General features: G+C 65.0%; 23 protein-coding genes. 13 read left to right on the forward strand and 10 right to left on the reverse strand.

The features are described from left to right. Positions 1 to 51: 51 nt before the first annotated feature. Positions 52 to 375, reverse strand: coding sequence for a hypothetical protein (locus CI41S_RS26555; protein ID WP_139862301.1), 324 nt, complete (start codon positions 373 to 375; stop codon positions 52 to 54). 126 nt (positions 376 to 501) lie between these two features. Here CI41S_RS26555 and CI41S_RS26560 point away from each other — a divergent pair, with 126 nt between their 5' ends. The 5 genes from CI41S_RS26560 to CI41S_RS26580 all read left to right on the forward strand — a co-directional run bounded on the left by CI41S_RS26560 (position 502) and on the right by CI41S_RS26580 (position 4,401). Beyond that, positions 502 to 1,251 carry an AAA family ATPase gene (locus CI41S_RS26560; protein ID WP_430650045.1) on the forward strand — a complete coding sequence of 250 codons (750 nt, stop codon included), beginning with the start codon at positions 502 to 504 and terminating at the stop codon, positions 1,249 to 1,251. Between the two features lies 1 nt (position 1,252). After that, the gene (locus CI41S_RS26565) at positions 1,253 to 2,047 is read left to right on the forward strand and encodes an AAA family ATPase (RefSeq protein ID WP_139862303.1); all 795 of its coding nucleotides are present in this window, start codon (positions 1,253 to 1,255) and stop codon (positions 2,045 to 2,047) included. A 148-nt stretch (positions 2,048 to 2,195) separates the two neighbouring features. Further along, positions 2,196 to 2,735, forward strand: a complete 540-nt coding sequence (locus CI41S_RS26570) for an SRPBCC family protein (RefSeq protein ID WP_139862304.1) — start codon at positions 2,196 to 2,198, stop codon at positions 2,733 to 2,735. Positions 2,736 to 2,952: 217 nt separating this feature from the next. Then, complete coding sequence (locus CI41S_RS26575) at positions 2,953 to 3,885, forward strand: YVTN family beta-propeller repeat protein (RefSeq protein WP_139862305.1); 933 nt, start codon at positions 2,953 to 2,955, stop codon at positions 3,883 to 3,885. A 183-nt stretch (positions 3,886 to 4,068) separates the two neighbouring features. Further along, positions 4,069 to 4,401: a PRC-barrel domain-containing protein gene (locus CI41S_RS26580; RefSeq protein ID WP_139862306.1), complete on the forward strand. Its 333-nt coding sequence runs from the start codon at positions 4,069 to 4,071 to the stop codon at positions 4,399 to 4,401. A gap of 130 nt (positions 4,402 to 4,531) precedes the next feature. Here CI41S_RS26580 and uvrA read toward each other — a convergent pair whose 3' ends face one another. The 3 genes from uvrA to CI41S_RS26595 form a co-directional block, all read right to left on the reverse strand. Continuing rightward, positions 4,532 to 7,510 carry an excinuclease ABC subunit UvrA gene (gene uvrA, locus CI41S_RS26585; RefSeq protein ID WP_139862307.1) on the reverse strand — a complete coding sequence of 993 codons (2,979 nt, stop codon included), beginning with the start codon at positions 7,508 to 7,510 and terminating at the stop codon, positions 4,532 to 4,534. 259 nt (positions 7,511 to 7,769) lie between these two features. Continuing rightward, positions 7,770 to 8,429: an outer membrane protein gene (locus tag CI41S_RS26590; RefSeq protein ID WP_139862308.1), complete on the reverse strand. Its 660-nt coding sequence runs from the start codon at positions 8,427 to 8,429 to the stop codon at positions 7,770 to 7,772. 308 nt (positions 8,430 to 8,737) lie between these two features. Continuing rightward, complete coding sequence (locus CI41S_RS26595; protein ID WP_139862309.1) at positions 8,738 to 9,493, reverse strand: outer membrane protein; 756 nt, start codon at positions 9,491 to 9,493, stop codon at positions 8,738 to 8,740. Between the two features lie 435 nt (positions 9,494 to 9,928). On the opposite strand from CI41S_RS26595, the gene CI41S_RS26600 reads away from it, so the two are divergent. The 3 genes from CI41S_RS26600 to gyrA all read left to right on the forward strand — a co-directional run bounded on the left by CI41S_RS26600 (position 9,929) and on the right by gyrA (position 13,986). Next, positions 9,929 to 10,417 (forward strand): single-stranded DNA-binding protein, encoded by a 489-nt coding sequence (locus CI41S_RS26600; RefSeq protein ID WP_139862310.1) that lies wholly within the window; start codon positions 9,929 to 9,931, stop codon positions 10,415 to 10,417. 229 nt (positions 10,418 to 10,646) lie between these two features. After that, positions 10,647 to 11,045 carry a DUF2306 domain-containing protein gene (locus CI41S_RS26605; protein WP_139862311.1) on the forward strand — a complete coding sequence of 133 codons (399 nt, stop codon included), beginning with the start codon at positions 10,647 to 10,649 and terminating at the stop codon, positions 11,043 to 11,045. Between the two features lie 214 nt (positions 11,046 to 11,259). Then, positions 11,260 to 13,986: a DNA gyrase subunit A gene (gene gyrA, locus CI41S_RS26610; RefSeq protein WP_139862312.1), complete on the forward strand. Its 2,727-nt coding sequence runs from the start codon at positions 11,260 to 11,262 to the stop codon at positions 13,984 to 13,986. Between the two features lie 135 nt (positions 13,987 to 14,121). Here gyrA and CI41S_RS26615 read toward each other — a convergent pair whose 3' ends face one another. The 4 genes from CI41S_RS26615 to CI41S_RS26630 all read right to left on the reverse strand — a co-directional run bounded on the left by CI41S_RS26615 (position 14,122) and on the right by CI41S_RS26630 (position 18,064). Next, a complete protein-coding gene (locus CI41S_RS26615; protein WP_139862313.1) occupies positions 14,122 to 14,571 on the reverse strand; it encodes a hypothetical protein in 450 nt (149 codons plus the stop codon). Between the two features lie 121 nt (positions 14,572 to 14,692). Then, the gene (locus CI41S_RS26620) at positions 14,693 to 15,652 is read right to left on the reverse strand and encodes a phosphotransferase family protein (protein WP_139862314.1); all 960 of its coding nucleotides are present in this window, start codon (positions 15,650 to 15,652) and stop codon (positions 14,693 to 14,695) included. A gap of 101 nt (positions 15,653 to 15,753) precedes the next feature. Continuing rightward, positions 15,754 to 17,619 (reverse strand): potassium transporter Kup, encoded by a 1,866-nt coding sequence (locus CI41S_RS26625; RefSeq protein WP_139862363.1) that lies wholly within the window; start codon positions 17,617 to 17,619, stop codon positions 15,754 to 15,756. Positions 17,620 to 17,806: 187 nt separating this feature from the next. Continuing rightward, positions 17,807 to 18,064, reverse strand: coding sequence for a hypothetical protein (locus CI41S_RS26630; protein ID WP_139483412.1), 258 nt, complete (start codon positions 18,062 to 18,064; stop codon positions 17,807 to 17,809). 288 nt (positions 18,065 to 18,352) lie between these two features. On the opposite strand from CI41S_RS26630, the gene coaD reads away from it, so the two are divergent. From coaD to queA, 5 genes are all read left to right on the forward strand, one after another. Further along, positions 18,353 to 18,850 (forward strand): pantetheine-phosphate adenylyltransferase, encoded by a 498-nt coding sequence (coaD, locus tag CI41S_RS26635; protein WP_139483413.1) that lies wholly within the window; start codon positions 18,353 to 18,355, stop codon positions 18,848 to 18,850. A 47-nt stretch (positions 18,851 to 18,897) separates the two neighbouring features. Next, positions 18,898 to 19,440, forward strand: coding sequence for a peptidylprolyl isomerase (locus tag CI41S_RS26640; RefSeq protein WP_139862315.1), 543 nt, complete (start codon positions 18,898 to 18,900; stop codon positions 19,438 to 19,440). Between the two features lie 6 nt (positions 19,441 to 19,446). Continuing rightward, complete coding sequence (locus tag CI41S_RS26645; protein ID WP_139862316.1) at positions 19,447 to 19,884, forward strand: hypothetical protein; 438 nt, start codon at positions 19,447 to 19,449, stop codon at positions 19,882 to 19,884. Continuing rightward, a complete protein-coding gene (locus CI41S_RS26650) occupies positions 19,860 to 20,324 on the forward strand; it encodes a peptidylprolyl isomerase (protein WP_139862317.1) in 465 nt (154 codons plus the stop codon). Before CI41S_RS26645 ends, CI41S_RS26650 begins: the two co-directional genes overlap by 25 nt. Before the next feature lie 62 nt (positions 20,325 to 20,386). Beyond that, on the forward strand, positions 20,387 to 21,484 hold the full coding sequence (gene queA / locus CI41S_RS26655) for a tRNA preQ1(34) S-adenosylmethionine ribosyltransferase-isomerase QueA (RefSeq protein ID WP_139862318.1): 1,098 nt from the start codon (positions 20,387 to 20,389) through the stop codon (positions 21,482 to 21,484). A 110-nt stretch (positions 21,485 to 21,594) separates the two neighbouring features. Here queA and CI41S_RS26660 read toward each other — a convergent pair whose 3' ends face one another. Both CI41S_RS26660 and CI41S_RS26665 read right to left on the reverse strand, forming a co-directional pair. Further along, on the reverse strand, positions 21,595 to 22,353 hold the full coding sequence (locus CI41S_RS26660) for an SDR family NAD(P)-dependent oxidoreductase (protein WP_139862364.1): 759 nt from the start codon (positions 22,351 to 22,353) through the stop codon (positions 21,595 to 21,597). 77 nt (positions 22,354 to 22,430) lie between these two features. Continuing rightward, entirely contained in the window at positions 22,431 to 23,711 is a 1,281-nt protein-coding gene (locus CI41S_RS26665; protein WP_139862319.1) for an ROK family protein, read from the reverse strand. Between the last annotated feature and the right edge of the window lie 261 nt (positions 23,712 to 23,972).

Raw genomic sequence — 23,972 nt, forward strand, 5'->3', positions numbered from 1 at the left:
AGGCGCGCCAAAACAGAATTCGTGGCCGCCGGCAAATCGGCGATCGCTGCGCTACCGCCGCTTCCGCACATGGATGTTGATATCGAGATCGATCGCGCTGACGCAAGTCTGCGTCGTCTGGTGCGAGCCGCCCTCGTGCCAGCGGCCCCTGCGCAGGCCGGTGTCGCCGACCCGGGCGAGCCGCAAGCAGCGCCATTGCGGCAGCTTGCCGGAACTCTCGCCGGCGAACTGCCAGGCCAGCACGACCTCTTCGCCGCTTTTGTTGTGGCCGATGATGTGCGGACAGAGCTCGCGCGGGCGGCCGTCGTAGAGGCAGACCACCTGCTGCTCGGTGAGGATGGCCTTGCGGAAGAGGGTGTAGGCGGGGCTGGGCATGCGGGATTGCGGTATAATGTTCTTGTTTCGTTCTTGACGGCTTCCATCCAATCTGCGATTGTATCGCAGCAATTGCGTGACGGATCGGGGTGGGGGCGCGTGGCACGGCGAAACCGGACGATTAACATGCCGGCGCCGTATCTCCGGCGGGTCTGGCTCGATCCCGCGCGCATTGCGAACCGCGATGTCTATCCGTTCGTGCTGCCGCTGCTGCGCGACGATTTCGAGCTCACCTTCGACAAGGCCATCACCATGATCGTCGGCGAGAACGGCACCGGCAAGTCGACCTTGCTGGAAGGCATCGCCGTGCTGGCGGGCTTCGACGACGCCGGCGGCGGCAAGGGCTATCGGCCGGTCGACCATTCCAGGGCGCTGGAGGAAACGGGCGGCTCGCTCGCGACCGCGCTGCGCGCGAGCTGGCTGCCGAAGATCACCAATGGCTGGTTCTTCCGCGCCGAGAGTTTTTTCTCGGTGGCGCGCTACCTCGATGAAGCGGCGCTCGATGATCCCTTTGGCGGACCTCCGCCCGACTTCCTGTCGCATTCCCACGGCGGAGGCTTTTTGCGCTTCTTCGACGAGCGCTGCCAGCGCCAGGGTATCTTCATCTTCGACGAGCCGGAGTCGGCGCTGTCGCCGTCGCGGCAGATCGAGTTTCTAAAGCTGTTGCACCGGATGAACGCGATCGGCCATTGTCAGGTCATCATGGCCAATTCGCCGGTGCTGATGGCCTATCCCGACGCAACGCTGCTGCGGCTGACCAAGTACGGGCTGGAGCCGGTGAGCCTGAAGGATACCGATCACTTCAAGGTCATGCGCGAGTTCTGCGATGACCCCGAGGGGTTTGTCGAGGGCGCGCTGACGGGGGCTGCGGACTAGCATGGCACGACGACGCATCCGTCCGACCACGCTGTCGGCGCCGTATCTCAGACGGGTCTGGCTCGATCGTGCCGCCATCCCGGACCAGGACGCCTATCCGTTCTGCCTGCCGATCTTCAGCGACGGGTTCGATCTCGGCTTCGAGACCGCGGTCACCATCATTGTCGGCGAGAACGGGGCCGGCAAATCGACGATACTTGAAGGCATCGCCGCGATCGCCGGCTTTGACAGCGGCGGAGGCGGCAAGGGACACAACTCGGTCGAACAGGGGTTGGAGGTGACCGGCGCCGACCTGTCATCGGCGTTGCGCGCGGCCTGGTTGCCTAAGGTCCCCTATGGCTGGTTCTTCCGCGCCGAGACGTTCTTCTCGGTCGCGCGATATCTCGACCGCTCGGCGATCGCGGCCCAGGAGGATCTCGGCGCGGTGACCGGCGCGGCGCCGCAATTCGCGCCCGACTATCTGTCGTTCTCGCACGGCGAGGGCTTCATCGCCTTCTTCGAGGAACGCTGCCAGAAGCAGGGTATCTACATCTTCGACGAACCGGAATCGGCGTTGTCGCCGGCGCGCCAGATCGAGTTCCTGAAACTGCTGCGCCGGATGGATCAATCCGGCCATTGCCAGGTCATCATGGCAACCCACGCGCCGATGCTGATGGCCTATCCCGGCGCAACCCTGCTGCGGCTGGCGAAATACGGGCTCGAGCCGATCAGCGTGGAGCAGACCGATCATTACCGGGTGATGCGCGAATTCTGCGCCGACCCGCGCGGATTCATCGAGGCGACAATCGAGGAGTGAGCCCGTTGCGGGCTTGTCTCGGGGGGAAGACGGCCGCCGCGACTTCGCTCTGGTGCAAGCAGCCGCTCTCCATCCAGGCCACAATGCCGGGATCAAAAAAATCGGCCGGCGCTTGCGGCGCTGGCCAAACACACATTGAGGAGACGGGATGAGGAGAGCGATCGCGAATGCTTGCGTCGTGATGGCGGCATTGGCCGTATTGGGAGCCGCGTGGGCGCACGGGCCGACCCGCCAGAAGGTGCGGGAGTCGATCGAGATCAACGCGCCGCAGGCCAAGGTGTGGGCGGTGATCGGCAATTTTCAGGACATGAGCTGGCTCGCCGGCGTCAGCAAGACCGAAGGCGAGAAGGGCAACGAGATCGGCGCGACCCGGCGGCTGACCCTGGCGCCGGGCGCCACCGTCGACGAGGAGCTCTACAAATACGAGCCCGAGATGATGAGCTACTCGTACCGGATCACGGCGGTCGACGTGAAGGTGCTGCCGGTGACCAATTATTCCTCGACGCTGACGGTGTCGCCGGCGCCCGACGGCAAGACCAAGCTGGAATGGACCGGCGCGTTCTACCGCGGCTATCCGAACAACGACCCGCCGCCGGAGCTGAGCGACGAGGCCGCGGTCAAGGCGGTGAGCGGGCTCTACCGCAGCGGGCTCGAGGCGCTGAAGAAGAAGATCGAGAGCGGCAGCTGAAGCGTGATGAGATCAGGTTTCAGCAGCAGCGGGACTGCGTTCCCTCTCCCGCGTGCGGGGGAGGGCTAGGGTGGGGGCTCTCACCGCGAGTCGAATCCTGGAGGGAGCCCCCACCCGGATCGCATCGATCGATGCGATCCGACCTCCCCCGCAAGCGGGAGAGGTGCAGCGAGTCTGTGGCGAGATTGCTCCGACTCGAGCTCATCGCGCTTTAGCCGTGCCCTTCATTGTCCTGGCGGCACTCCTCGCCGGCGCCGCGCGAGCGGAAGAGGCGTTCGTCACCAACCAGCTCAGCGACGACCTCACCGTGGTCGATCTTGTGATCTCAAAACCGGTCGCGACGATCGCGATCGGCGGCAAGCCGGCGGGCGTCGCCATCTCAGCGGACGGCCGCTTCGCCTATGTGACCAGCCCTGACGCCAAGGTGCTCACCGTGGTCGACGCATCGGCGCGAAAGGTCGTGGGCCGAGTCGATGTCGGCGGCGGGCCGCTCGGCATCGCGGTCGCGCCCGACGGCGCCACGGTCTATGTCGCCGACTGGTACGCCGCCGCGGTGCGGGTGATCGACGCGAATGAGCGCAAGGTCGCCGCCAGCATCGCGGTCGGCGCATCGCCGTCCGGGCTCGCCGTGACGCCGGACGGCCGCCTGCTGCTGTCGGCGGACCGCGACGACGACAGCGTCTCGATCATCGACACCGGCACGCGCGAGCGGAGAGGGGTCGTGAAGGTCGGCACCTGCCCGTTCGGCGTCACCATCGACCTCGAGGGCAAGCGCGCCTACACCGCCAATGTCGGCAGCAACGACGTCTCGGTGATCGACATCGCCACTGCCCGCGAGATCGGCCGCGTCCATGCCGGCCTGCGCCCCTACGCCGTGGCGCTGGCGCAGGGCCGCGGCTTTGTCACCGACCAGTATGACGGCACCGTCAGCGTGTTCGACCTTACGACCCTGCAGCCCGTGAGGCGGATCAGCGTCGGCGACTACCCCGAAGGCATCGAGGCCACCGCCGACGGCAAGCGCATCGTGGTCGCGAATTGGGAGAGCAACACGCTCAGCGTGATCGACGCCGCCGAGCTGAAGGTCGTGGGCGAGATCAAGGTCGGCGATGGACCACGGGCGTTCGGGGCGTTTCTCAGGAGGACGAAGTAGGGGCTGTAGCTCGCATGAGCGAAGCGACATGCGGGACGAAATGTTCCCGGATGTCGCTTCGCTCATCCGGGCTACGCCGCCGAGTTTGCGGCAGGTGCGGCGATTGCGCCTCGCCGGTCCGCCCCTGCGCCTGCCCATTCGTGCTATGGTGCCGTTCAAACCCACTGAAACTGGGAGGACGCCATGAGTCATACCTTGGTGCCCAGTGACCGCGTTGAGCACGTCAACGTCTACGGCCGCAACGGCACGAAACTCGGATCGATCGAGCGGCTGATGCTCGACAAGTTGACCGGAACGGTCGCCTATGCGGTGATCAAGACCGGCGGGATGCTGAGTACCCACCATCACTATCCCATCAAGTGGAGCGCGCTCAAATACGATCCCGAGCGTCTGGCCTACGAGGCCGAGGCAACGCTGGAAGAGCTGCAGACCGGCCCCTGCGAATTCGACGGCGACGAATTCGACTGGGGCGACCGCTCGCGCTCCTACACGCACCCGAACTACTGGGCGGTGTAACGGCGGGCCGGAATTGTAGGAGCCGTAGCCCGCATGAGCGAAGCGAGATGCGGGATCGTCGTCATATTGCACTGATGGCCCCGGATGTCGCTTCGCTCATCCGGGCTACGTATCAGAGGTGGCGCGTTAGCTACTCCGCCGCCTCGCTTGCCGTGCCGCTCTTCCGCGGCTTGCTGTTCGCCTTCTTCAGCACCGGGGCCAAAAATTTGCCGGTGTAGCTCCGCGGCGCCTTGACGATATCCTCCGGCGGGCCCCAGGCGACGATTTCGCCGCCGCCGTCGCCGCCTTCGGGGCCGAGGTCGATGACCCAGTCGGCGGTCTTGATGACTTCGAGATTGTGCTCGATCACCACTACCGTATTGCCCTGGGCGACCAGCTCGTGCAGCACCTCCAAAAGCTTGGCGACGTCGTGGAAGTGCAGGCCGGTGGTCGGCTCGTCCAGGATGTAGAGCGTGCGGCCGGTGGCGCGCTTTGACAGCTCCTTTGCGAGCTTGACGCGCTGGGCTTCGCCGCCCGAGAGTGTCGTGGCCTGCTGGCCGACGTGGATGTAGTCCAACCCGACACGGTGCAGGGTCTGGAACGTCTCGCGCACGCGCGGCACCGCCTTGAAGAACTCGGCGGCTTCCTCGACGGTCATGTCGAGCACGTCGGCGATGCTCTTGCCCTTGAACAGCACTTCGAGCGTCTCGCGGTTGTAGCGCTTGCCCTTGCAGGTGTCGCAGGTGACGTAGACGTCGGGCAAAAAGTGCATCTCGATCTTGATAACGCCGTCGCCCTGGCAGGCCTCGCAGCGGCCGCCCTTGACGTTGAAGGAGAAGCGCCCGGGCTCGTAGCCGCGCGCCTTCGCCTCGGGGAGGCCGGCGAACCATTCGCGGATCGGCGTGAAGGCGCCGGTATAGGTCGCCGGGTTCGAGCGCGGGGTGCGACCGATCGGCGACTGGTCGATGTCGATGATCTTGTCGATGTGCTCGAGGCCCTCGATGCGGTCGTGCGGCGCGGCGCCCTCGCTGGCGTTGTTCAGCTTGCGGGCGATGGCGCGGTACAGCGTGTCGATCAGCAAGGTCGACTTGCCGCCGCCGGAGACGCCGGTGACGCAGGTGAACAGGCCGAGCGGGATTTCCGCCGAGACGTTCTTCAAATTGTTGCCGCGGGCGTTGATCACCTTGATGGTGCGGCGGTGGTTCGGCGGCCGCCGCTCCGGGATCGCAACCGACAGCTCGCCGGTGAGATACTTTCCGGTCAGCGACTTCGGGTTGCGCATGATGTCGGCAGGTGTGCCTTCGGCGACGATGTGGCCGCCATGCATGCCGGCCCCGGGACCGATGTCGAGCACGTAGTCCGCGAGGCGGATGGCGTCCTCGTCATGCTCGACCACGACCACGGTGTTGCCGAGGTCGCGCAGCCGCTTCAGGGTGTCGAGCAGGCGGGCATTGTCGCGCTGGTGCAGGCCGATCGACGGCTCGTCGAGCACGTAGAGCACGCCGGTCAGACCCGAGCCGATCTGCGAGGCGAGGCGGATGCGCTGGCTCTCGCCGCCGGACAGCGTGCCGGAGGAGCGCGACAGCGTCAGGTAGTTCAGGCCGACATCGAGCAGGAAGGTCAACCGCTCGCGGATCTCCTTGAGGATGCGTGCCGCGATCTCGTTCTGCTGCGCATTCAGCGCCGCCGGCACCGTCTCGAACCATTCGCCGGCGCGCCGCACCGAGAGGTCGGCGATCTCGCCGATATGCTTGCCGCCGATCTTGACGCAGAGCGCCTCCGGCTTCAGGCGGTAGCCGTTGCAGCCGGCGCAGGGCACGTCGGAAAAATACTTGCCGAGCTCCTCGCGCGCCCACTCGCTCTCGGTCTCGCGATAGCGGCGGTTGATGTTGGTGATGACGCCCTCGAACGGCTTCTTGGTGTCGTAGGAGCGCACCCCGTCCTCATAGGAGAACTTGATCTCGTCGTCGCCGGAGCCGTGCAGCAGCGCTTGCTGCACCTTCTTCGGCAGGTCCTTCCACTTGGTGTTCAGCGTGAACTTGTAGTGCTTGCCGAGCGCGGTCAGGGTCTGGATGTAATACGGCGACGACGATTTCGCCCAGGGCGCGATCGCGCCCTTGCCCAGGGTCAGCTCCTTGTCGGGGATGACGAGGTCCTCGTCGATATGCTGCTCGACGCCGAGGCCGCCGCAGGCCGGGCAGGCGCCATAGGGATTGTTGAAGGAGAACAGGCGCGGTTCGATCTCGGGAATGGTGAAGCCGGAGACCGGGCAGGCGAATTTTTCCGAGAACAGGATGCGCTCGGGCCCGCTCTTGTCGTGAATCTTTGCGGTCTTCTTCTTGTCGTCCGCCGTAGCGGCCGCCGCCGGCGCGTCGGCGTATTCGATCACGGCGAGGCCTTCGGCAAGCTTGAGCGCAGTCTCAAAGCTCTCGGCGAGGCGCTGCGCGAGATCCGGGCGCACCACGATGCGGTCGACCACGACGTCGATGTCGTGCGGGAATTTCTTGTCGAGCGCGGGCGCCTCCGACAGCTCGTAGAAGGTGCCGTCGATCTTGACGCGCTGAAAGCCCTTCTTGAGGTACTCGGCGAGCTCCTTCTTGTACTCGCCCTTGCGGCCGCGCACGACCGGCGCCAGCAGATAGAGGCGGGTGCCCTCGGGCAGCGCCAGCACGCGGTCGACCATCTGCGAGACGATCTGGCTCTCGATCGGCAGGCCGGTTGCCGGCGAATAGGGCACGCCGACGCGGGCCCACAACAGGCGCATGTAGTCGTAGATCTCGGTGACGGTGCCGACGGTGGAGCGCGGGTTCTTCGACGTGGTTTTCTGCTCGATCGAGATCGCCGGCGACAGGCCGTCGATCTGGTCGACGTCGGGCTTCTGCATCATCTCGAGAAACTGGCGCGCATAGGCCGACAGCGACTCGACGTAGCGGCGCTGGCCCTCTGCATAGATGGTGTCGAACGCGAGCGAGGATTTTCCCGAGCCGGACAGGCCGGTGAACACCACGAGCTTGTCGCGGGGAATCTCGACGTCGATGTTCTTCAGATTGTGTTCGCGCGCGCCGCGGATCGTGATGGCGCGCGACGAGGAGCCGGCCTGTTGACGCTTCGCCTTGAGCACTTCATCCATTGCGACAGTTCCGGGCGCCTGAACGTTGCGCCTTTTGGGCGCGCGCCACCGGTGATGCCGGGACCCTGCGCCGATGGTGGTGTGAGGACTGGAACGTAGGAAGAACGGCGGCAGATTTCCAGTGCCGAGTTGATTCCATCAACGGATAGTTCGCTCGATGGCAGCAGCCGTCAGCAGGGCCGGTTCCGGCAAAGCAAAAAGGCCGGCCACCAGGGCCGGCCTTCGGGTCCCGATCGTGCGATCAGGAGTTGCTCAGTGCTCAGTACCTCGCGACCACCGGGCCGCCGAAGTGATAGTTCACGCCGAACTGGACGCTGTGCAGTTCGAGCGTTCCGGAGGGCACGCCGAAATAGGTCTCGCTGTCCAGGCTGCGGTACAGGTACTCGCCCTTGAGCGACCACTGCGGCGCGATGAACGCCTCGATGCCGGCGCCGACGGTCCAGCCGGAGTGGAAGTTGCTCTGCGAAGCGGTGACGCCGAGCGCGGTGACGCTGAGCTTGTTGTCGACCCAGGCGTAGCCGCCGGTGCCGTAGAACAGCACCTGGTCGACGGCGAAGCCGACGCGGCCGCGCACGGTCCCGAGCGCTTCGATCTTGCTCTTCACGGTGACGCCGAAGCCGCTGACCGACGCATTGACGTCCGCCCAGGCGCCGTCGGCCTCGAGGCCGTACACGAAGTTGCCGGCCTGCCAGTTGTAGCCGATGGTGCCGCCGCCGAAGCCGCCTTCCATCTTCGGGTTGCCGGAGTTTTCGCTGGCGTAGCCACCGAAGCCGCCGATGTAGAAGCCGGTCCAGTTATAGATGGCAGCGGGCGGCGGAGCCTTCACGTAGGGGGCACGGGCCGCCATGTCCGCGGCGCTGGCCGGTGCAAACGCGCTCAATACAAGCAAACCGGCCGAAGCCAGCAACAGATTCCTCATTTCCAAATTCCCAGTCCCGATTGTCTTGTCGACGCTATCGTCGACCCTTCATGCCCCGTGCAGGACATCACGCAGGATTGCCTGACGTTGTCATCCTTCTACACAGCCGGACACAGAATGTGTGTGCCCGGAAAACAACAATGCGCCGGAAACACACAACCTAAGGTGTTTTGGCGGCACCGGATCACAGCTTTTCGTCTGAACAGCAAAAGGCCGGCGCGAGGCCGGCGGGCGGCATCGGCGGGCGGGCAAACAAAAAGGCCGGCACAAGGCCGGCCTTTTCGATGGTCTGAAATCCGATCGCGCGATCAGTACTTCGCGATGACCGGGCCGCCCCACTTGTAGTTGACGCGGACGGTGACGACGTCGACGTCCTGACTGATGCGGGTGTTGCTGAACAGCAGGCCGCCAGCCGGAGTCCTCAGAGTGTAGGTGTGGTCTTCCATGAAGAAGTGGTTGTACTCGACACCGGCGGTCCAGTTCGGCGCGAAGCCGACTTCGATGCCGGCGCCGACGGCTCCACCCCAACGGGTTTCGTCGGTCTGGCCCGCGACGACCGGGGCAGGCACGTTGGCGAAGGTGCGATAGCGGTTGTCGGTCAGAGCAGCACCGCCCTTGACGTAGAGCAGCACGTTGTTGACGGCGTAGCCGATCTGGCCGGTGAACAGGCCGAAGGCGTCGATCTTGGTCTGGTTGGTGAACGCGCCGGGCGCGAACAGTGCAGCGTTATTGCTGCCCTTGAAGTCAGCCCAGTTGCCCTGGGCTTCGAGGCCGAACACCCATGTGCCCGACTGCCAGCGATAGCCGATCTGACCACCGGCGGTGCCGCCGGTCGCGTCGTGGCAACCATCCGATCCGATATTCACGCCGCCGACGATTTGATCCCAGCAGTTGTGGCTCGAGCCCCAGCCGCCGTTGGCGCCGATGTAGAAGCCAGTCCAGTCGTAGATCGGAGCGATGACGGGCGGCGGCGCCTTGGTGTAGGGGCGGGCAGCGAGGTCGGCGGCAGCGGCAGGCGCAGCGAACGCAATCAGAGCGACGGTACCGAGTAAAAATTTCTTCATCGTCAAATCTCCCAGCTCGTGATCGGCTTCCTGTGGTCCCGAAGCGCGATCTCAGACGCGAGCGCCCGCGTCATGGATTCAAGCTATAGCCTGATTCAACCGCCAAGGCCGTCTCCCAAAAGCCACACTCGCGTAAGAAGTGCAAAATACGCAAGTTGCTGTTTTTCCTGCGCTTTTGTCGCGGCTCCACCAAACGATGGGCGGCTGGAGCGCGAAATCGGCCATAGTTCCGTTGCTACGGAGAGTTGCAAGGAACAAAACTGGAACACCGCCTGCCGGAGTGCTATATGTCGATAATGGCGTGGATAACCCGCGCGACGGCACAGGCGGCGGGCCGGTGTCGGCGTATAGGGTCGTTCGCGACGCCTGCAGTAAGTGGCGAAGGTTGAGAGTGGCGGCCGATGTCCGGCTGCCCGGTTGAGTGGAGAAGAAGCGATGGCGGGAAGCGTGAACAAGGTGATTCTGGTCGGCAATCTCGGCAAGGATCCGGAGATCCGGCGGACGCAGGACGGTCGTCCGATCGCGAACCTCTCCATCGCCACCTCCGAAACCTGGCGCGACAAGGGTACGGGCGAGCGCAAGGAAAAGACCGAGTGGCACCGCGTCGTGATCTTCAACGAAGGCCTTTGCAAGGTGGCCGAGCAGTACCTGAAGAAGGGCGCCAAGGTATACATCGAGGGCCAGCTGCAGACCCGCAAATGGACCGACCAGAGCGGCGTCGAGAAATACTCGACCGAGGTCGTGCTGCAGGGCTTCAACTCCAACCTCACGATGCTTGACGGGCGCGGTGGCGGAGGCGGCAGCAGCTTCTCCGACGATGGCGGCAGCGATTTCGGCTCGGCCGGTCCGGTCTCTTCCGCGCCGCGCCGCCCGGTCGCCGCAGGCAGCCGCAACAGCGACATGGACGACGACATTCCGTTCTGACCGGCGGCGGCGTTTCCAGGCAGCGCACTCAGGACGGGCGTTATGATGCGCGATGGAAACTTGTTCAAGTGGACAAGTGGGATAGCTCCATATCTATCTGATAAGATACAGGCATTTGTTCTGGCTGTTCAAGGTTCCCTCGGCTTTTGACACAGCCTGATGTTAATGGTATTTACATCGGCGCCGGCAATGCGCTGTGGTTGCCGCGAAGCGCCTGAGGGCTGTCATCATGAGCCTCGCACCGTTGCTCGACGCCGCGCCTGCGATCCCGCTCCACGCCTTTGCCGCGATGGCCGCCTTCGTGCTCGGCTCTATCCAGCTCGCCGCGCCCAAAGGGACGCTGCCGCACCGGACGCTGGGCTGGATCTGGGTGATCCTGATGCTGGTGGTGGCCGGGAGCTCGTTCTGGATCCACCAGATCAAGCTGGTCGGCCCGTGGAGTCCGATCCATTTGCTGTCGATCTTCTCGCTGGCGATGCTGGTGCTGGGCGTGATGGCCGCGCGAACCCACAACATCCGCCGGCACAGGTTCACGATGATCGGCATCTTCTTCGGCGCGCTGGTCATCGCCGGCCTCTTCACCTTCATGCCGGGCCGCATCATGCACGCGGCGGTATTCGGGCCGTGAGAGCAGCGAATGGGGGAAAGCGAAGAGGGCTTTTCCGTTCGCTGTTCGCCATTCACTATTCGGCCCTCAATCGCGTCGTTCGGGAACTTGCGAGCTTCCCCGTAAGTGCATGAAAAAACAGACGGAAAAACCGAGCAGCAAAGCCGCGTGGGGGTGGTTTTCGGGCCCCCGATACGCTATATGATTCCCGAGTAAAACTGAGCGGATTTCCCCTTTGTCCGATAGCGAAGACGACAAGCCCGGCGAGCAGCCGGGACCCTCCGATATTCGTCCCGTTTCCATTCTCGAGGAGATGAAGAAGTCCTATCTCGATTACGCGATGAGCGTGATCGTGTCGCGTGCGCTGCCCGATGCGCGCGACGGACTGAAGCCGGTGCACCGGCGCATCCTCTACTCGATGCATGAGCAGGGACACACGCCGGACAAGAAGTATGTGAAATCCGCCCGCGTGGTCGGCGACGTGATCGGTAAGTATCACCCGCACGGCGACCAGTCGATTTACGACGCCATGGTTCGCATGGCGCAGGACTTCTCGCTGCGCGTGCCGCTGATCGACGGGCAGGGCAATTTCGGCTCGGTCGACGGCGATCCGCCCGCGGCCTACCGATATACCGAAGCGAGGCTGACCAAGGCGGCGCTTGCCCTGCTCGCCGACATCGACATGGACACTGTCGATTTCCAGCCCAACTACGACAATTCCGAGCAGGAGCCGTCGGTCCTGCCGGCGAGATTCCCGAACCTCTTGGTCAACGGCGCCGGCGGCATCGCCGTCGGCATGGCGACCAACATCCCGCCACACAATCTCGGCGAGGTGGTCGACGCCTGCGTGGCGCTGATCGACAACCCGGCACTTACGATCGACGAGCTCATCAACATCATCCCGGGACCGGATTTCCCGACCGGCGGCGTCATCCTGGGGCGCCAGGGTATCCGCTCGGCCTATCATCTCGGCCGCGGCTCGATCATGATGCGCGGCAAGGTGACGATCGACACCATCCGCGGCGGTCGCGAGGCGATCATCATCACCGAGATTCCGTATCAGGTGAACAAGGCCTCGATGGTCGAGCGCATCGGCGAACTGGCGCGCGAGAAGAAGATCGAGGGCATCGGCGAGATGCGCGACGAGTCCGATCGCGAGGGCTACCGCGTCGTGATCGAATTGAAGCGCGACGCCGTGCCCGACGTGGTGCTGAATCAGCTCTACAGGTTCACGCCGCTGCAGACGAGTTTCCCAGCCAACATGCTGGCGCTGGACTCCGGCCGGCCCCAGACCATGAATCTGAAGGATCTGCTCACCATCTTCGTCGCGTTCCGCGAACAGGTGGTGACGCGCCGGACCAAGTTCCTGCTCGGCAAGGCACGCGACCGCGCCCATATCCTGGTCGGCCTCGCGATCGCGGTCGCCAATATCGACGAAATGATCCGGGTGATCCGCACCTCGCCCGATCCGAACACCGCGCGCGACACCCTGATGTCGCGCGACTGGCCGGCACGGGATGTCGAAGCGATGATCACGCTGATCGACGATCCCCGGCATCGTATCAACGATGACGGCACGCTCCGGCTGTCGCTGGAGCAGGCCAGGGCGATCCTCGACCTGCGGCTGCAGCGGCTCACCGCACTGGGCCGGGACGAGATTTCCGAAGAGCTCGACAAGCTCGCCGCCGAGATCAAGGACTATCTCGAGATCCTGCGCTCGCGTGCGCGGGTGCAAGGCATCGTGAAAGACGAACTCGCCGAGGTGAAGGCCCAGTTCGCTACCCCGCGCAAGACCGTGATCATGGAGCAGGAAGGCGAGGTCGAGGACGAGGACCTGATCCAGCGCGAGGACATGGTGGTGACGGTGTCGCACGCCGGCTATGTCAAGCGCGTGCCGCTCTCGGCCTATCGGGCGCAGCGCCGCGGCGGCAAGGGCCGCGCCGGCATGCAGACCCGCGACGAGGATTTCGTCTCGCGCTTGTTCGTGGCTTCCACCCACACGCCGGTGCTGTTCTTCTCTTCGCGTGGCCAGGTCTACAAGGAGAAGGTCTGGCGGCTGCCGGTGGCGGCGCCGAATGCACGCGGCAAGGCGCTGATCAACATCCTGCCGCTGGAGCAGGGCGAGCGCATCACCACCATCATGCCGCTGCCGGAGGATGAATCCTCCTGGGGCAATCTCGACGTGATGTTCGCGACGACAGGCGGCAACGTTCGCCGCAACAAGCTGTCCGACTTCGTCGATGTCCGCCGCTCCGGCATCATCGCGATGAAGCTCGACGACGGCGAGGCGATCGTCGACGTGCAGATCTGCACCGAGCATGACGACGTGCTGCTGACCGCCGATGGCGGCCAGTGCATCCGCTTCCCCGTCACCGACGTGCGCGTGTTCACCGGTCGTACCTCGATGGGCGTGCGCGGCATCGCGCTCGCCGAGGGCGATCGGCTGATCTCGCTGGCGATCCTGCGTCATGTCGACACCACGTCGGACGAGCGCTCGGCCTATCTGAAGATGCGCCGCGCCGTCGCCGGCGAGGCCGCGGCCGACGAGCCGGCGGATGCCGAGGGCGAGGAGACCGCCGATTCGATCCAGCTCACCCAGGAGCGCTACGCCGAGATGTCGGCCAAGGAGCAGGTGGTGCTGACCGTCTCGGTCAACGGTTACGGCAAGCGAACCTCGTCCTACGAGTACCGCACCACCGGCCGTGGCGGCAAAGGCATCGTCGCGATGAGCGTCAACAACCGCAACGGCAAGCTGGTGGCCTCGTTCCCGGTCGAGGACGCCGACCAGATCATGCTGGTCACCGACAAGGGGCAGCTGATCCGCTGCCCGGTCGCCGACATCCGTGTTGCCGGCCGCTCGACCCAGGGCGTGATCGTGTTCGACACCGCCGAGGACGAGCACGTCGTCTCGGTCGAGCACATTCCGGAAGAGGAAAACGGCGAGAACGGCAACGGCGGCTAGTGCCGCCGTTGTTGCGGGCGGGAGATCCGTAGCCCGGATGGAGCGAAGCGAAATCCGGGGAAGCATCACCGCGGACAAGCTGTTCCCGGATCGCGCTTCGCTCCATCCGGGCTACGGGCTGTGCCGCTTGTCACCTCACTTCGGATTGATACACCGGAAGCCAGGAAGGATGCCGATGTCGAGCCAGCAGGAGCCGTTGCAGAATTTCGGTGCCGGCTCTTCACCAAAGATCGAACTGCCATCGGTCCATCCCCGGCAGAATTTCGCGATCGACGCCTCATCCCATTTGATACAATTTTCCTGGACCAGATCGCGTTGAGCCTTGCGACACACCCAGGGATTGTCCTTGGTCTCGCGATCGCAATCCCGATTCATGGCGATATAGGAAAGACAATAGGGGATCGGGTCCTTGAGATACCTGCAATAGGGATCGCTGGCGTTCGTGCAGTATTTCGATGGATCGTCGGGTGCTTCTGCCGCCAATGTCGCAGCGGTGCCAATCCACGCGAGAACGACGCCGGCCGCGAAAGCCAACGCCGCTCTGCGGCTCCAGCCGCCACGATGATGTTGTAACGTTCGGCGCATCCCGGTCGCATCTGTTCAGAACATTTTGTTCTCTTGTAGCCCGGATGAAGCGAAGCGAAATCCGGGGGGCACCGCGGATAGACTTTCCCGGATTGCGCTTCGCTGCATCCGGGCTACGCAATCACGTTGCGCTCTCCAACTCCGCGGTGAGAGCGGGCAGCGCATCCGGCCGGCCGATCTGCGCCATCCAGCACCAGAGCTCCAGCGTGCAGGCGAGCCGGTAGAGCGCGATCGTGGCTTCCCAGTCCGGCCGGTCGCGCGTGCCGTGGCCGGCGAGCAGGCCGTCGCGCTTCGGCGCGTCCTTCGCGGTGAAATAGTACAGCGCCTTGGCGATATCCATCAGGGGATCGCCGGCGGTGGCATTCTCGAAATCGACGATGCCGGTGAGGCGCGGCTTGCCTTCCGCCGTCACCAGCACATTGCCGGCATGGAAATCATAGTGGCAGAGGCGGGGCGTCTCGGCAGCGTCGAGCAGATGGCGGCGGGCGGCGACGCTGCCCCGCAGCCGTTCCGCCAGCGCGTCATCCCCGCCGCGTATGCAGAACTCGTCTAGCTTGCGATCGAACTGGGCGGACATGTAGGCGCGATTGGTCGGGTGCGGCGTCCATACCCCGTTGGGACCGATATAGCCAAAACTGTCGAGGGTGACGTCGTTGATCCGGCGCATCGCTGCACCCATTTCGGCGTAGATCGCAGACAGCTCCTGGTCCGTCAGCGCCGGCTCGCGGTGGCCGAGCACCATGCCGTCGAGCTTCGTCATCAGCACGAAGTTGAGGTCGATCGCCGCGCGCGTGTCGTCGGCGAGAAGGATGCGGGGGACGGGGATGTCGACCCGGGCGAGCAGCCCGAGGACGTGGACCTCCTTCGCCATCTTCCATTGCAGCTGTGTCGGATAGATCTTCAGGATGCAGTTCGGCGCATCGGTGAGCACGATCTCCAGGATCGTGCTGATCTCGCCGCCTTGCAGCTCGATGACGTCACGGACCGTCGCGTGCGGCGCAACGCGCGCCATGATCGCCTGCGCCTGGTCGACCGAGACCGTCAGCCGGGGTTTGAGCTGAAGCGGCGGATCGTTGGACATTCCCTGAACCCGTAGCCCGGATGCAGCGAAGCGAAATCCAGGGTCTTGCGAAGCGGCGGCGGCCGTCCCGGATTGCGCTTCGCTGCATCCGGCTACAGGTGCTAGATCTCGATCTCGGTGCCGAACTCGACGACCTGACCGGTCGGCACGCCGAAGAAGGCCGCGGACCGCTCGGCGTTGCGTTGCAGGAAGGCGAACAGCGATTCCCGCCACACCCACATGCCCGGAATGTCCTCGCGCGGGATGATGGTCTCGCGGCCGATATAGTACGTCACGTCGGTCAGGCGGACACCGGGCAGCTTGCCCTGGCGGCAGGCGAGCTTCAGCCCTTCGTAAACGGTCGGATACTGCATGAAGCCGTAACGCAGGATGACCCGGATGATGCCCGGGGTGACGTCGTGAATCACCGCACGGTCCTCGTCCGAGATGCGCGGGGATTCCTCGATCTGTACCGTGACCAGCAGCACCCGCTGGTGCAGCACGTGGTTGTGCTTGACGAACTGGGTCAACGCGAGCGGTACGCCGTTGGGGGCGGAGGCGAGGAATATCGCGGTGCCCGGCAGCCGGCTGTGGCACTTGTTGACCGCGGTCTCGATCAGATCCTCCTCCGGCTGGCGCAGCTGGCCGCGCGCCTTCTCGACCAGCTTGACGCCGCCGCGCCAGGTCAGCATCAGGAACGCCACCGCGCCGGCGAGCAGCAGCGGGAACCAGCCGCCCTCGAACAGTTTGGTCGAATTCGCCGCGAAGAAGATCATGTCGATGATGAAGAAGAAGCCGTTCACGGCGATCACCAGGATCGGCGCGTAGCCCCACTGGATCGCCACCAGCGCGGCGAGCAAAGTGGTGATCGCCATCAGCAGCGACACCGCGATGCCGTAGGCGCCGGCCAGCGCATCCGAGGTGCCGAAGGCCAGCACCGCGCCGAGTGTTCCGGCCGCGAGCAGCCAATTCACCAGCGGCACGTAGATCTGCCCGATCGCATCGCTGGTGGTGTGCTGGATATGCATCCGCGGCAGGAAGCCGAGCTGGATCGACTGCTGGGTCAGCGAGAACACGCCGGAGATGATCGCCTGCGAGGCGATCACGGTGGCGACCGCCGCGAGCGCGACAAGCGGATAGTGCGCCCAGTCCGGCGCGAGCTGGAAGAACGGGTTGTCGATCGAGTTGGGGTCGGAGATCAGCTCGCCGGCCTGGCCGAAATAGTTCAGCACCAGCGCCGGCAGGCAGACCGCGAACCAGGCGAGCCGGATCGGGAAGCGGCCGAAATGCCCCATGTCGGCGTACATCGCCTCACCGCCGGTCACCGCGAGGAAGGCGGCGCCGAGGATGGCGAAGCTGACATGGAAATTCTGGTGGATCAGGAAATCGAACGCATAATACGGGCTGAGCGCGACCAGCACGCCGGGCGCCTTGACGATGCCGTGGATGCCGAGCGCGGCGAGCACGAAGAACCAGAAGAGCATCACCGGGCCGAAGATCCTGCCGATGAATCCGGTGCCCTGCTTCTGCATCATGAAGAGGCCGATCAGGATTACGACGGTGATCGGCACCACCGCCGATGACAGCGACGGCGCGTCGACCTTCAAGCCCTCGATCGCCGACAGCACCGAGATCGCCGGTGTGATCGCGCCGTCGCCATAGAGCAGGGCGGCGCCGATCAGGCCGACCACCAGAAGGTGGGCGCGCCAGGTGCCGGGCGCCGCATTGCGCGCCGAGAGCAGCGCTAGCAGTGCCACGATGCCGCCTTCGCCGCGGTTGTCGGCGCGCAGGATCAGCATGGCGTATTTCAGCGAGATGATCAGGATCAGCGCCCACAGGATCAGCGAGACCACGCCGAGCACGGCGCTCTCGGTGAGCGGACCGCCATGGGTGGCGGCCTTGGCCGCTTCCTTCAGCGCGTAGAGCGGGCTGGTGCCGATATCGCCATAGACGACGCCCAGCGCACCGAGGGTGACGGCAAACGGCAGCGGGCTGGTGGGAGGGTGGCCGGAGGAGACGACGGCGGGTGTGCTGGTCACGTGCGATCTCCCGATGGCTTGGCGCCCGCCGGGTGATCCGTGCGAGCGCCTTAGACGTTAGTCTGCGACGGGTCGTCGCAAATTACCATCGGGATTTGTGTGACGGTCAGACGTGACGCTGCACGGGCAGACGTGACTACGGGGTGCGATCGGCGGTGACGAGGCGGGCTTCGCGAACCACTGTCTTGCTGCCGGCGGAGCGCAGGCAGGAGGCCTCGAAATTCGGCCAGGCCTGCTGCGAGCAGCCCTTGCCGATCGGGTGGACATCGAGGCGGTCGCCCTTGGCGAGCGGCTGCGGGGTCGAGGCTTCGACCTGCGGGGCGAAGCCCGGAAGAACGGTGAGCGCGGCGGCGATGAACGCAGCAATCGCGATGGCGGAAAATGCCTTGATCATGACGGTCCCCATTTGATCGGGCCCCCCGGGCCCGTCGTTTCGTTGTCCGAGATGTACCGGCCGCAAGTTTCCTGACGTCTTCGCCACGCCGGAAAATGGTTTCATCCCGGGCCGGTTGTGTTTCGTCCGCCAGCGGGCGACGAAACATTCGGCCTGGTAGACGCTGGCATCCCAGAGCTGGTTCAGTGGCCGACGGACAAAAGTCCGTTGGCCGACTTGGCCCGGAGCCGGGGAGCGGCGGAACCGGGCTGGCTTGCCGCGGCGGGCCGGGCGGGTTAGAGGGGACCCATGCCCCGTATTGCGCTCTATCCCGGCTCCTTCGATCCCGTCACCAACGGCCATCTGGACGTGGTCCGGCAGGCCGCCGTCCTGTGCGACCGCCTGGTCGTGGCGGTTGCCGTGCATCCCGGCAAGAAATCGCTGTTCTCGACCGAGGAACGGCTGCAGATGCTCCAGGAGGTGTGCGGTCCCGTGGTCCAGCAGGCGGGCTGCACGCTCGAGTGCACCACCTACGACAATCTGACGGTGACGGCGGCGCGCAAGCTCGGCGCCACCATCATGATTCGCGGCCTGCGCGACGGCACCGATCTCGACTACGAGATGCAATTGGCCGGCATGAACGAGGCCATGGCGCCGGAGGTGCATACCGTCTTCGTCCCGGCCTCACCCGCGGTCCGTCCGATCACCGCCACACTGGTGCGCCAAATCGCCCAGATGGGCGGCGACTTCTCAGCCTTCGTGCCGTCATCAGTCGCCGCTAGCCTGAAGGCCAAGTTCGCCGGCTGATGCCGGCCATCCGCTATATCCCGAACGTTCAGAGATCCGGAGTTTCCATGATCCGCATTCTTGCATTCGTTGCCGCGCTGCTCTGCGTCGTGCCCGCGGTCGCGCAGCCGCTGCCGGCCAATCTCGACAAGGCCAATGCGATCGTGATCGACACCACCAAGGGCCGCATCGTCATCAAGCTGCGCCCCGACCTCGCACCGCAGCACGCCGAGCGCATCAAGCAGCTGGCGCGCGACGGCTACTACAACAACGTGCCGTTCCACCGCGTCATCGAGGGCTTCATGGCGCAGACCGGCGACGGCAAGAATTTCAACGGCACCGGCGGCTCGAAATATCCAAATCTTCCGGCCGAATTCTCCAACGTGCCCTACAAGCGCGGCATCGTCGGCATGGCGCGCACCAGCGATCCCAATTCGGCGAATTCGCAGTTCTTCATCATGTTTACCGACGGCTCGAGCCTGAACGGGAAGTACACCGTGATCGGCGAGGTGGTGTCCGGCATGGACGTGGTCGACAAGCTCAAGCGCGGTGAACCGGTTGCCGATCCCGACAAGATGGTGAAGGTGCAGGTCGCATCCGACATCAAGTGACGCATGATGGCGGCGCGCAGCAGGCCATGGACCTTGCTTGCAACGCCGCTGCTGTGGCTTGGGCTGACCACCGCCGCCGCGGCCGAGTCGGAACAGCTCGACACCATCAGGGATGTCGTGCTGGCCATTCACCGCTGCTGGCGGCCGCCGCCGCCGGACAAGGCCGGCCTGATCGACATCACCGTGATCGTCAGTTTCAACCGCGCCGGCGCGATCCTCGGGCACCCCAGGATCACCTATGAATCGCAGGGGGCCAGCGATAACGACCGGGTACAATACCGGATTGCCGTGATGGAGGCGTTGCAACGCTGCACGCCGTTGCCATTTTCCGAGAGTCTGGGCGGCGCGGTGGCCGGCCGCCCGTTTGCAATCCCGTTCAGGAACAAGAAATATCCACCCAAGAGCCAGGAGAGACGAGCATGGCTGCTACCGAAAATACTCTGATCCTCGAGACCACGCAGGGCCCCGTCACGATCGAGATGCGTCCGGATCTCGCGCCGGGCCATGTCGCGCGGATCAAGGAGCTGGTGCGCGAGGGCTTTTACGACGGCATCGTGTTCCACCGCGTGATCGAGGGCTTCATGGCGCAGACCGGCTGCCCGCAGGGCACCGGCATGGGCGGAAGCGGCAAGAAGCTGAAGGCCGAGTTCAACAAGGAGCCGCATGTCCGCGGCACCGCCTCGATGGCGCGCGCCGCCAATCCGGATTCCGGCGACAGCCAGTTCTTCATCTGCTTCGACGACGCCTCCTTCCTCAACGGCCAGTACACGGTCTGGGGCAAGGTCACCGAGGGCATGGAGAACGTCGACAAGATCAAGCGCGGCGAGCCGGTGCAGAACCCGGACAAGATCGTCAAGGCGCGGATGGCCGCCGACGCGGCGTAAACCAACACTCTCCGTCATTCCGGGTTCGTGCTTTGCGCGCCCCGGAATGACGATGTTGAATCATGCGCACTGACCTTTTCGATTTCGAACTCCCGCCCGAAAGCATCGCGCTCCGCCCCGCGAGTCCGCGCGATGCCGCGCGGATGCTGGTGGTGCATCCGGACGGCGTGCTGCGCGACCAGGGCATCGCCGATCTGCCGCATTGGCTGGAGCCGGGCGACCAGATCGTCGTCAACGACACCAAGGTGATCGCGGCGCAGCTCAAGGGCCGGCGCATCGGGCGCGAGACCGAGCCGAAGATCGAGGCGACGCTGATCAAGCGGCTCGACGGCTCGCGCTGGCAGGCGCTGGTCAAGCCGGCCAAGAAGCTCGCCGAGGGCGACACTGTCAGGTTCGGTAATGAGGGCAGGGTCTGCCTGCTCGGCCATCTCGATGCGCAGGTCGAGGCCAAGGGGCCGGAAGGCGAGGTGACGCTGTCGTTCTCGTTCCACGGCCCCTCGCTCGACCAGGCGATCTCAGATGTCGGCATCACGCCGCTGCCGCCCTACATCGCCTCGAAGCGCACGCCTGACGATCAGGATGCGCGCGACTACCAGACCATGTTCGCGGCCAATGAAGGCGCGGTGGCCGCGCCGACCGCGGGGCTGCATTTCACGCCGGCGCTGGAGGCTGCGCTGAAGAACCGCGGCGTCGAGCTGCACCGGCTGACGCTGCATGTCGGGGCAGGGACGTTCCTGCCGGTCAAGGTCGAGGAGACCTCGGAGCACCGGATGCACGCCGAATGGGGCTGCATCACCGCAGCGACCGCGTCGGCCTTGAACGCGGCGCGCGCCAAGGGCGGCCGGATCGTTGCGATCGGCACCACCTCGCTCCGGCTATTGGAAAGCGCGACGACGCCCGACGGCACGGTGCAGCCGTTCGCGGGCGATACGTCGATCTTCATCACCCCGGGCTATCGCTTTCGCGCGGTCGACATCCTGCTGACGAATTTCCATCTGCCGCGCTCGACGCTGTTCATGCTGGTCTCGGCCTTCTCGGGCCTGGAGACGATGCAGTGCGCCTACGCACATGCGATCAAGGACGGTTACCGGTTCTATTCGTATGGCGATGCGTGCCTGCTGTTCCGGGCGCACGAGCCCCACGGCGATGTAGACCTGTAGGGCGTAGGGTGGGTTAGCAAAGCGTAACCCACCATCGTTCCGCAACCGGCGTAATGGCGGGTTACGGCTTCGCCTAACCCACCCTACAAATCCTCGTGGTCACGCGCAGCTTACACCCAGCCGCCGTCCACGATGTAGTTCTGGTTGGTGCAGGCGCCGCTGTCGTCGGCGGCGAAGAACAGCACGACGCGGGCGATGTCGTCGGGCACCAGCTTGCGCTTGAGGCATTGCCGCTGCATCAGCTCGGCCTCGCCGGCGGGCGTCAACCAGTTGTCCCGCTGCCGCTGGGTCATGATCCATCCGGGCAGGATCGAATTAACCCGCACATTGTTCGGTCCGAGATCGCGCGCCAGCGCGCGGGTGAGGCCCTGTACCGCCGATTTGGCCGTGGTGTAGCAGGGCATGTTGCCCTGGCCGATCACCCAGCTCACCGAGCCGATGTTGATGATCGCGCCGCCGCCGGCCCTGGTCATATCAGGCGCGACCGCTTGGGCGGCAAAGAACTGGTGCTTCAGATTGACCGCGAAGCGCTCGTCCCAATATTCCGGCGTGACGTCCGCGATCGCGTGACGGTCGTCGCGGGCCGCGTTGTTGACCAGGATGGTGATCGGCCCAAGCGTCTCGCGGATGGCCGCGATCGCGCGTCGCAGCGCCGCGATGTCGCGCAAATCGGCGTGCTCGAACTGCACGCGCGCGTGTGCCGGCAGGCTGGAGAGCAGCTGCTGCGAGGCCTTCGCATCGATGTCGATGAAGCCGACCCGCGCGCCCTGGTCGGCGAACTGGCGGACGATGGCTTCACCGATGCCGGAACCGCCGCCGGTCACCAGCACAGTCCGGTCCTTGAGGCTTGGATAGGTCGCGCCCTGCATGTTCATTCTCTCGATCTTGCGCCTTCACGGCGTCGGTTGCTTGATTATGGTCCAGAGAAGGGCCGCGCTTCCAGTGTTCACTCGGCCGTTTCCAGCAGGTTGCGGTCCACCACCCGCAGCGTCCGCCGCACCATGCCGTCGACGATCGCCGCCGACTCGCTCGGACGGACATAGATCGCGGTGGATTTGAGCAGCCACGGCAGCACCGCCTGCTCGAGCCGCTCCTCATAGGCGTGCCGCATCATCTCGAAGGCCTGCAGGCCGGGGCCCGCCAGGATGATGTGATGCGGGCGCAGCACCGAGATCGTGGCGGCGACCGCCCCTGCGAGCGAGCGGCCCGCCGCCTGGTACAGATGTTCGAGGCGGGGATCGCCGCCCTGGGCGCGTTCGCGCAGCAACGTCATCTGGGCCTCGGACGGCTGCTGTGCCGCCGCCGGCGGCAGGTCGAGAAAGGTGCGGGCGTCGCGGTAGAGCGCGTAGTCGGCGAGATAGGCCTCGATACAGCCGCGCTGGCCGCAGCGGCATTGCGGACCATCCGGCGCCAGCTTGACGTGGCCGATCTCGCTGCCGGCGTCGGTGCCCCAGCGCGGCTCGCCGTCGACAACGACGCCCATGCCGACGCCATGGCCGACCACGATGCTGGCCGAGAGGCCCTGCGCCAGCGCCGGCTCCGCGGCGGTGAGCGCCAGCGCAACCGCGACCGCGTCGTTCGCCATCACGGGCTCGACGCCGAACGCTTCGCGGATCGGCGTCGCCAGATCGACGTCGGTGGCCGACAGCGCCGGGCTCCACAGATGCCGGCCGGTATCGGCGTTGACGATGCCTTGCAGCGCGATCCCGATGCCGAGCAGCCGATGCCGCGGCGTGGCCGTCGCATCGAGGATGGCATCGATCTGGGCAATCACCAGCGCGCGCAGCGCGCTTGCATCGAGCGCGCGGGTCGGGATTTCAAGCCGCGATTGCGCGAGGCCGGAGCCGCTGAAATCGGCGATCAGCGTCTCGATCAGGTTCATGCGCAGCGAGACCGCGACGATGCGGCCGAACTCCGGGTTCAGCGTCAGCAGCACCGCCGGCCGGCCGCGGCGGCGGACGGAAAGGCCGTCGCCATCGTCCTCATCGGCATCGTCGGCCCAGGCCACCGCGTCGGGCTCGGCCTCGCACAGCAATTCTTCGGCGATCAGTTTCGACGTTATGGCGGAAATCGCCGCAAAGCTCAGCCCCGTGCTCCGCGCGAGTTCGACGCGCGGCATCGGTCCCTGACGCCGCAGGACGTCGACAAGACGGCCGCGGTTCGATCCGCGGGCCGGGTTCAGGGCACGTTTCGACGGTTCGGGCTGCTCATCCACGGGGTCTTTCATGGGGTCTTTTTAATTCGCCTTCTGAAGTTAATCAACGCGTGCAGATGCAAGTGTAATCTAAAAAGCACAGTTTGGGGCTGATATGTCGCAGCATATTTACTAATATCGTCCCTCGTGTACCATTCATGCTTGAAGAAACAATAAGAAACATCCTTGACTGGATATTTCGTCGGTCTAGTTTCTTCACCGACTAAATAAAATAGGGCGCGAAAAGCGCCGCGTGTGTGAGGCCCTCAAAGTGGGGTCACAAAAGGGGAGGTG

Source organism: Bradyrhizobium ivorense (assembly GCF_900696085.1).
GTDB classification, from domain to species: domain Bacteria; phylum Pseudomonadota; class Alphaproteobacteria; order Rhizobiales; family Xanthobacteraceae; genus Bradyrhizobium; species Bradyrhizobium ivorense.

Bases quoted from the DNA above. Each gene is read 5' to 3' on its own strand.
- CI41S_RS26615 (WP_139862313.1), bottom strand. From the start codon at position 14,571: ATGCGCCGAACGTTACAACATCATCGTGGCGGCTGGAGCCGCAGAGCG.
- CI41S_RS26595 (WP_139862309.1), bottom strand. From the start codon at position 9,493: ATGAAGAAATTTTTACTCGGTACCGTCGCTCTGATTGCGTTCGCTGCG.
- CI41S_RS26605 (WP_139862311.1), top strand. From the start codon at position 10,647: ATGAGCCTCGCACCGTTGCTCGACGCCGCGCCTGCGATCCCGCTCCAC.
- CI41S_RS26630 (WP_139483412.1), bottom strand. From the start codon at position 18,064: ATGATCAAGGCATTTTCCGCCATCGCGATTGCTGCGTTCATCGCCGCC.
- CI41S_RS26565 (WP_139862303.1), top strand. From the start codon at position 1,253: ATGGCACGACGACGCATCCGTCCGACCACGCTGTCGGCGCCGTATCTC.
- CI41S_RS26665 (WP_139862319.1), bottom strand. From the start codon at position 23,711: ATGAAAGACCCCGTGGATGAGCAGCCCGAACCGTCGAAACGTGCCCTG.
- CI41S_RS26590 (WP_139862308.1), bottom strand. From the start codon at position 8,429: ATGAGGAATCTGTTGCTGGCTTCGGCCGGTTTGCTTGTATTGAGCGCG.
- CI41S_RS26620 (WP_139862314.1), bottom strand. From the start codon at position 15,652: ATGTCCAACGATCCGCCGCTTCAGCTCAAACCCCGGCTGACGGTCTCG.
- CI41S_RS26580 (WP_139862306.1), top strand. From the start codon at position 4,069: ATGAGTCATACCTTGGTGCCCAGTGACCGCGTTGAGCACGTCAACGTC.
- CI41S_RS26555 (WP_139862301.1), bottom strand. From the start codon at position 375: ATGCCCAGCCCCGCCTACACCCTCTTCCGCAAGGCCATCCTCACCGAG.
- CI41S_RS26650 (WP_139862317.1), top strand. From the start codon at position 19,860: ATGGCTGCTACCGAAAATACTCTGATCCTCGAGACCACGCAGGGCCCC.
- coaD (WP_139483413.1), top strand. From the start codon at position 18,353: ATGCCCCGTATTGCGCTCTATCCCGGCTCCTTCGATCCCGTCACCAAC.
- CI41S_RS26570 (WP_139862304.1), top strand. From the start codon at position 2,196: ATGAGGAGAGCGATCGCGAATGCTTGCGTCGTGATGGCGGCATTGGCC.
- CI41S_RS26660 (WP_139862364.1), bottom strand. From the start codon at position 22,353: ATGCAGGGCGCGACCTATCCAAGCCTCAAGGACCGGACTGTGCTGGTG.
- CI41S_RS26560 (WP_430650045.1), top strand. From the start codon at position 502: ATGCCGGCGCCGTATCTCCGGCGGGTCTGGCTCGATCCCGCGCGCATT.
- queA (WP_139862318.1), top strand. From the start codon at position 20,387: ATGCGCACTGACCTTTTCGATTTCGAACTCCCGCCCGAAAGCATCGCG.
- uvrA (WP_139862307.1), bottom strand. From the start codon at position 7,510: ATGGATGAAGTGCTCAAGGCGAAGCGTCAACAGGCCGGCTCCTCGTCG.
- CI41S_RS26600 (WP_139862310.1), top strand. From the start codon at position 9,929: ATGGCGGGAAGCGTGAACAAGGTGATTCTGGTCGGCAATCTCGGCAAG.
- CI41S_RS26645 (WP_139862316.1), top strand. From the start codon at position 19,447: ATGGCGGCGCGCAGCAGGCCATGGACCTTGCTTGCAACGCCGCTGCTG.
- CI41S_RS26640 (WP_139862315.1), top strand. From the start codon at position 18,898: ATGATCCGCATTCTTGCATTCGTTGCCGCGCTGCTCTGCGTCGTGCCC.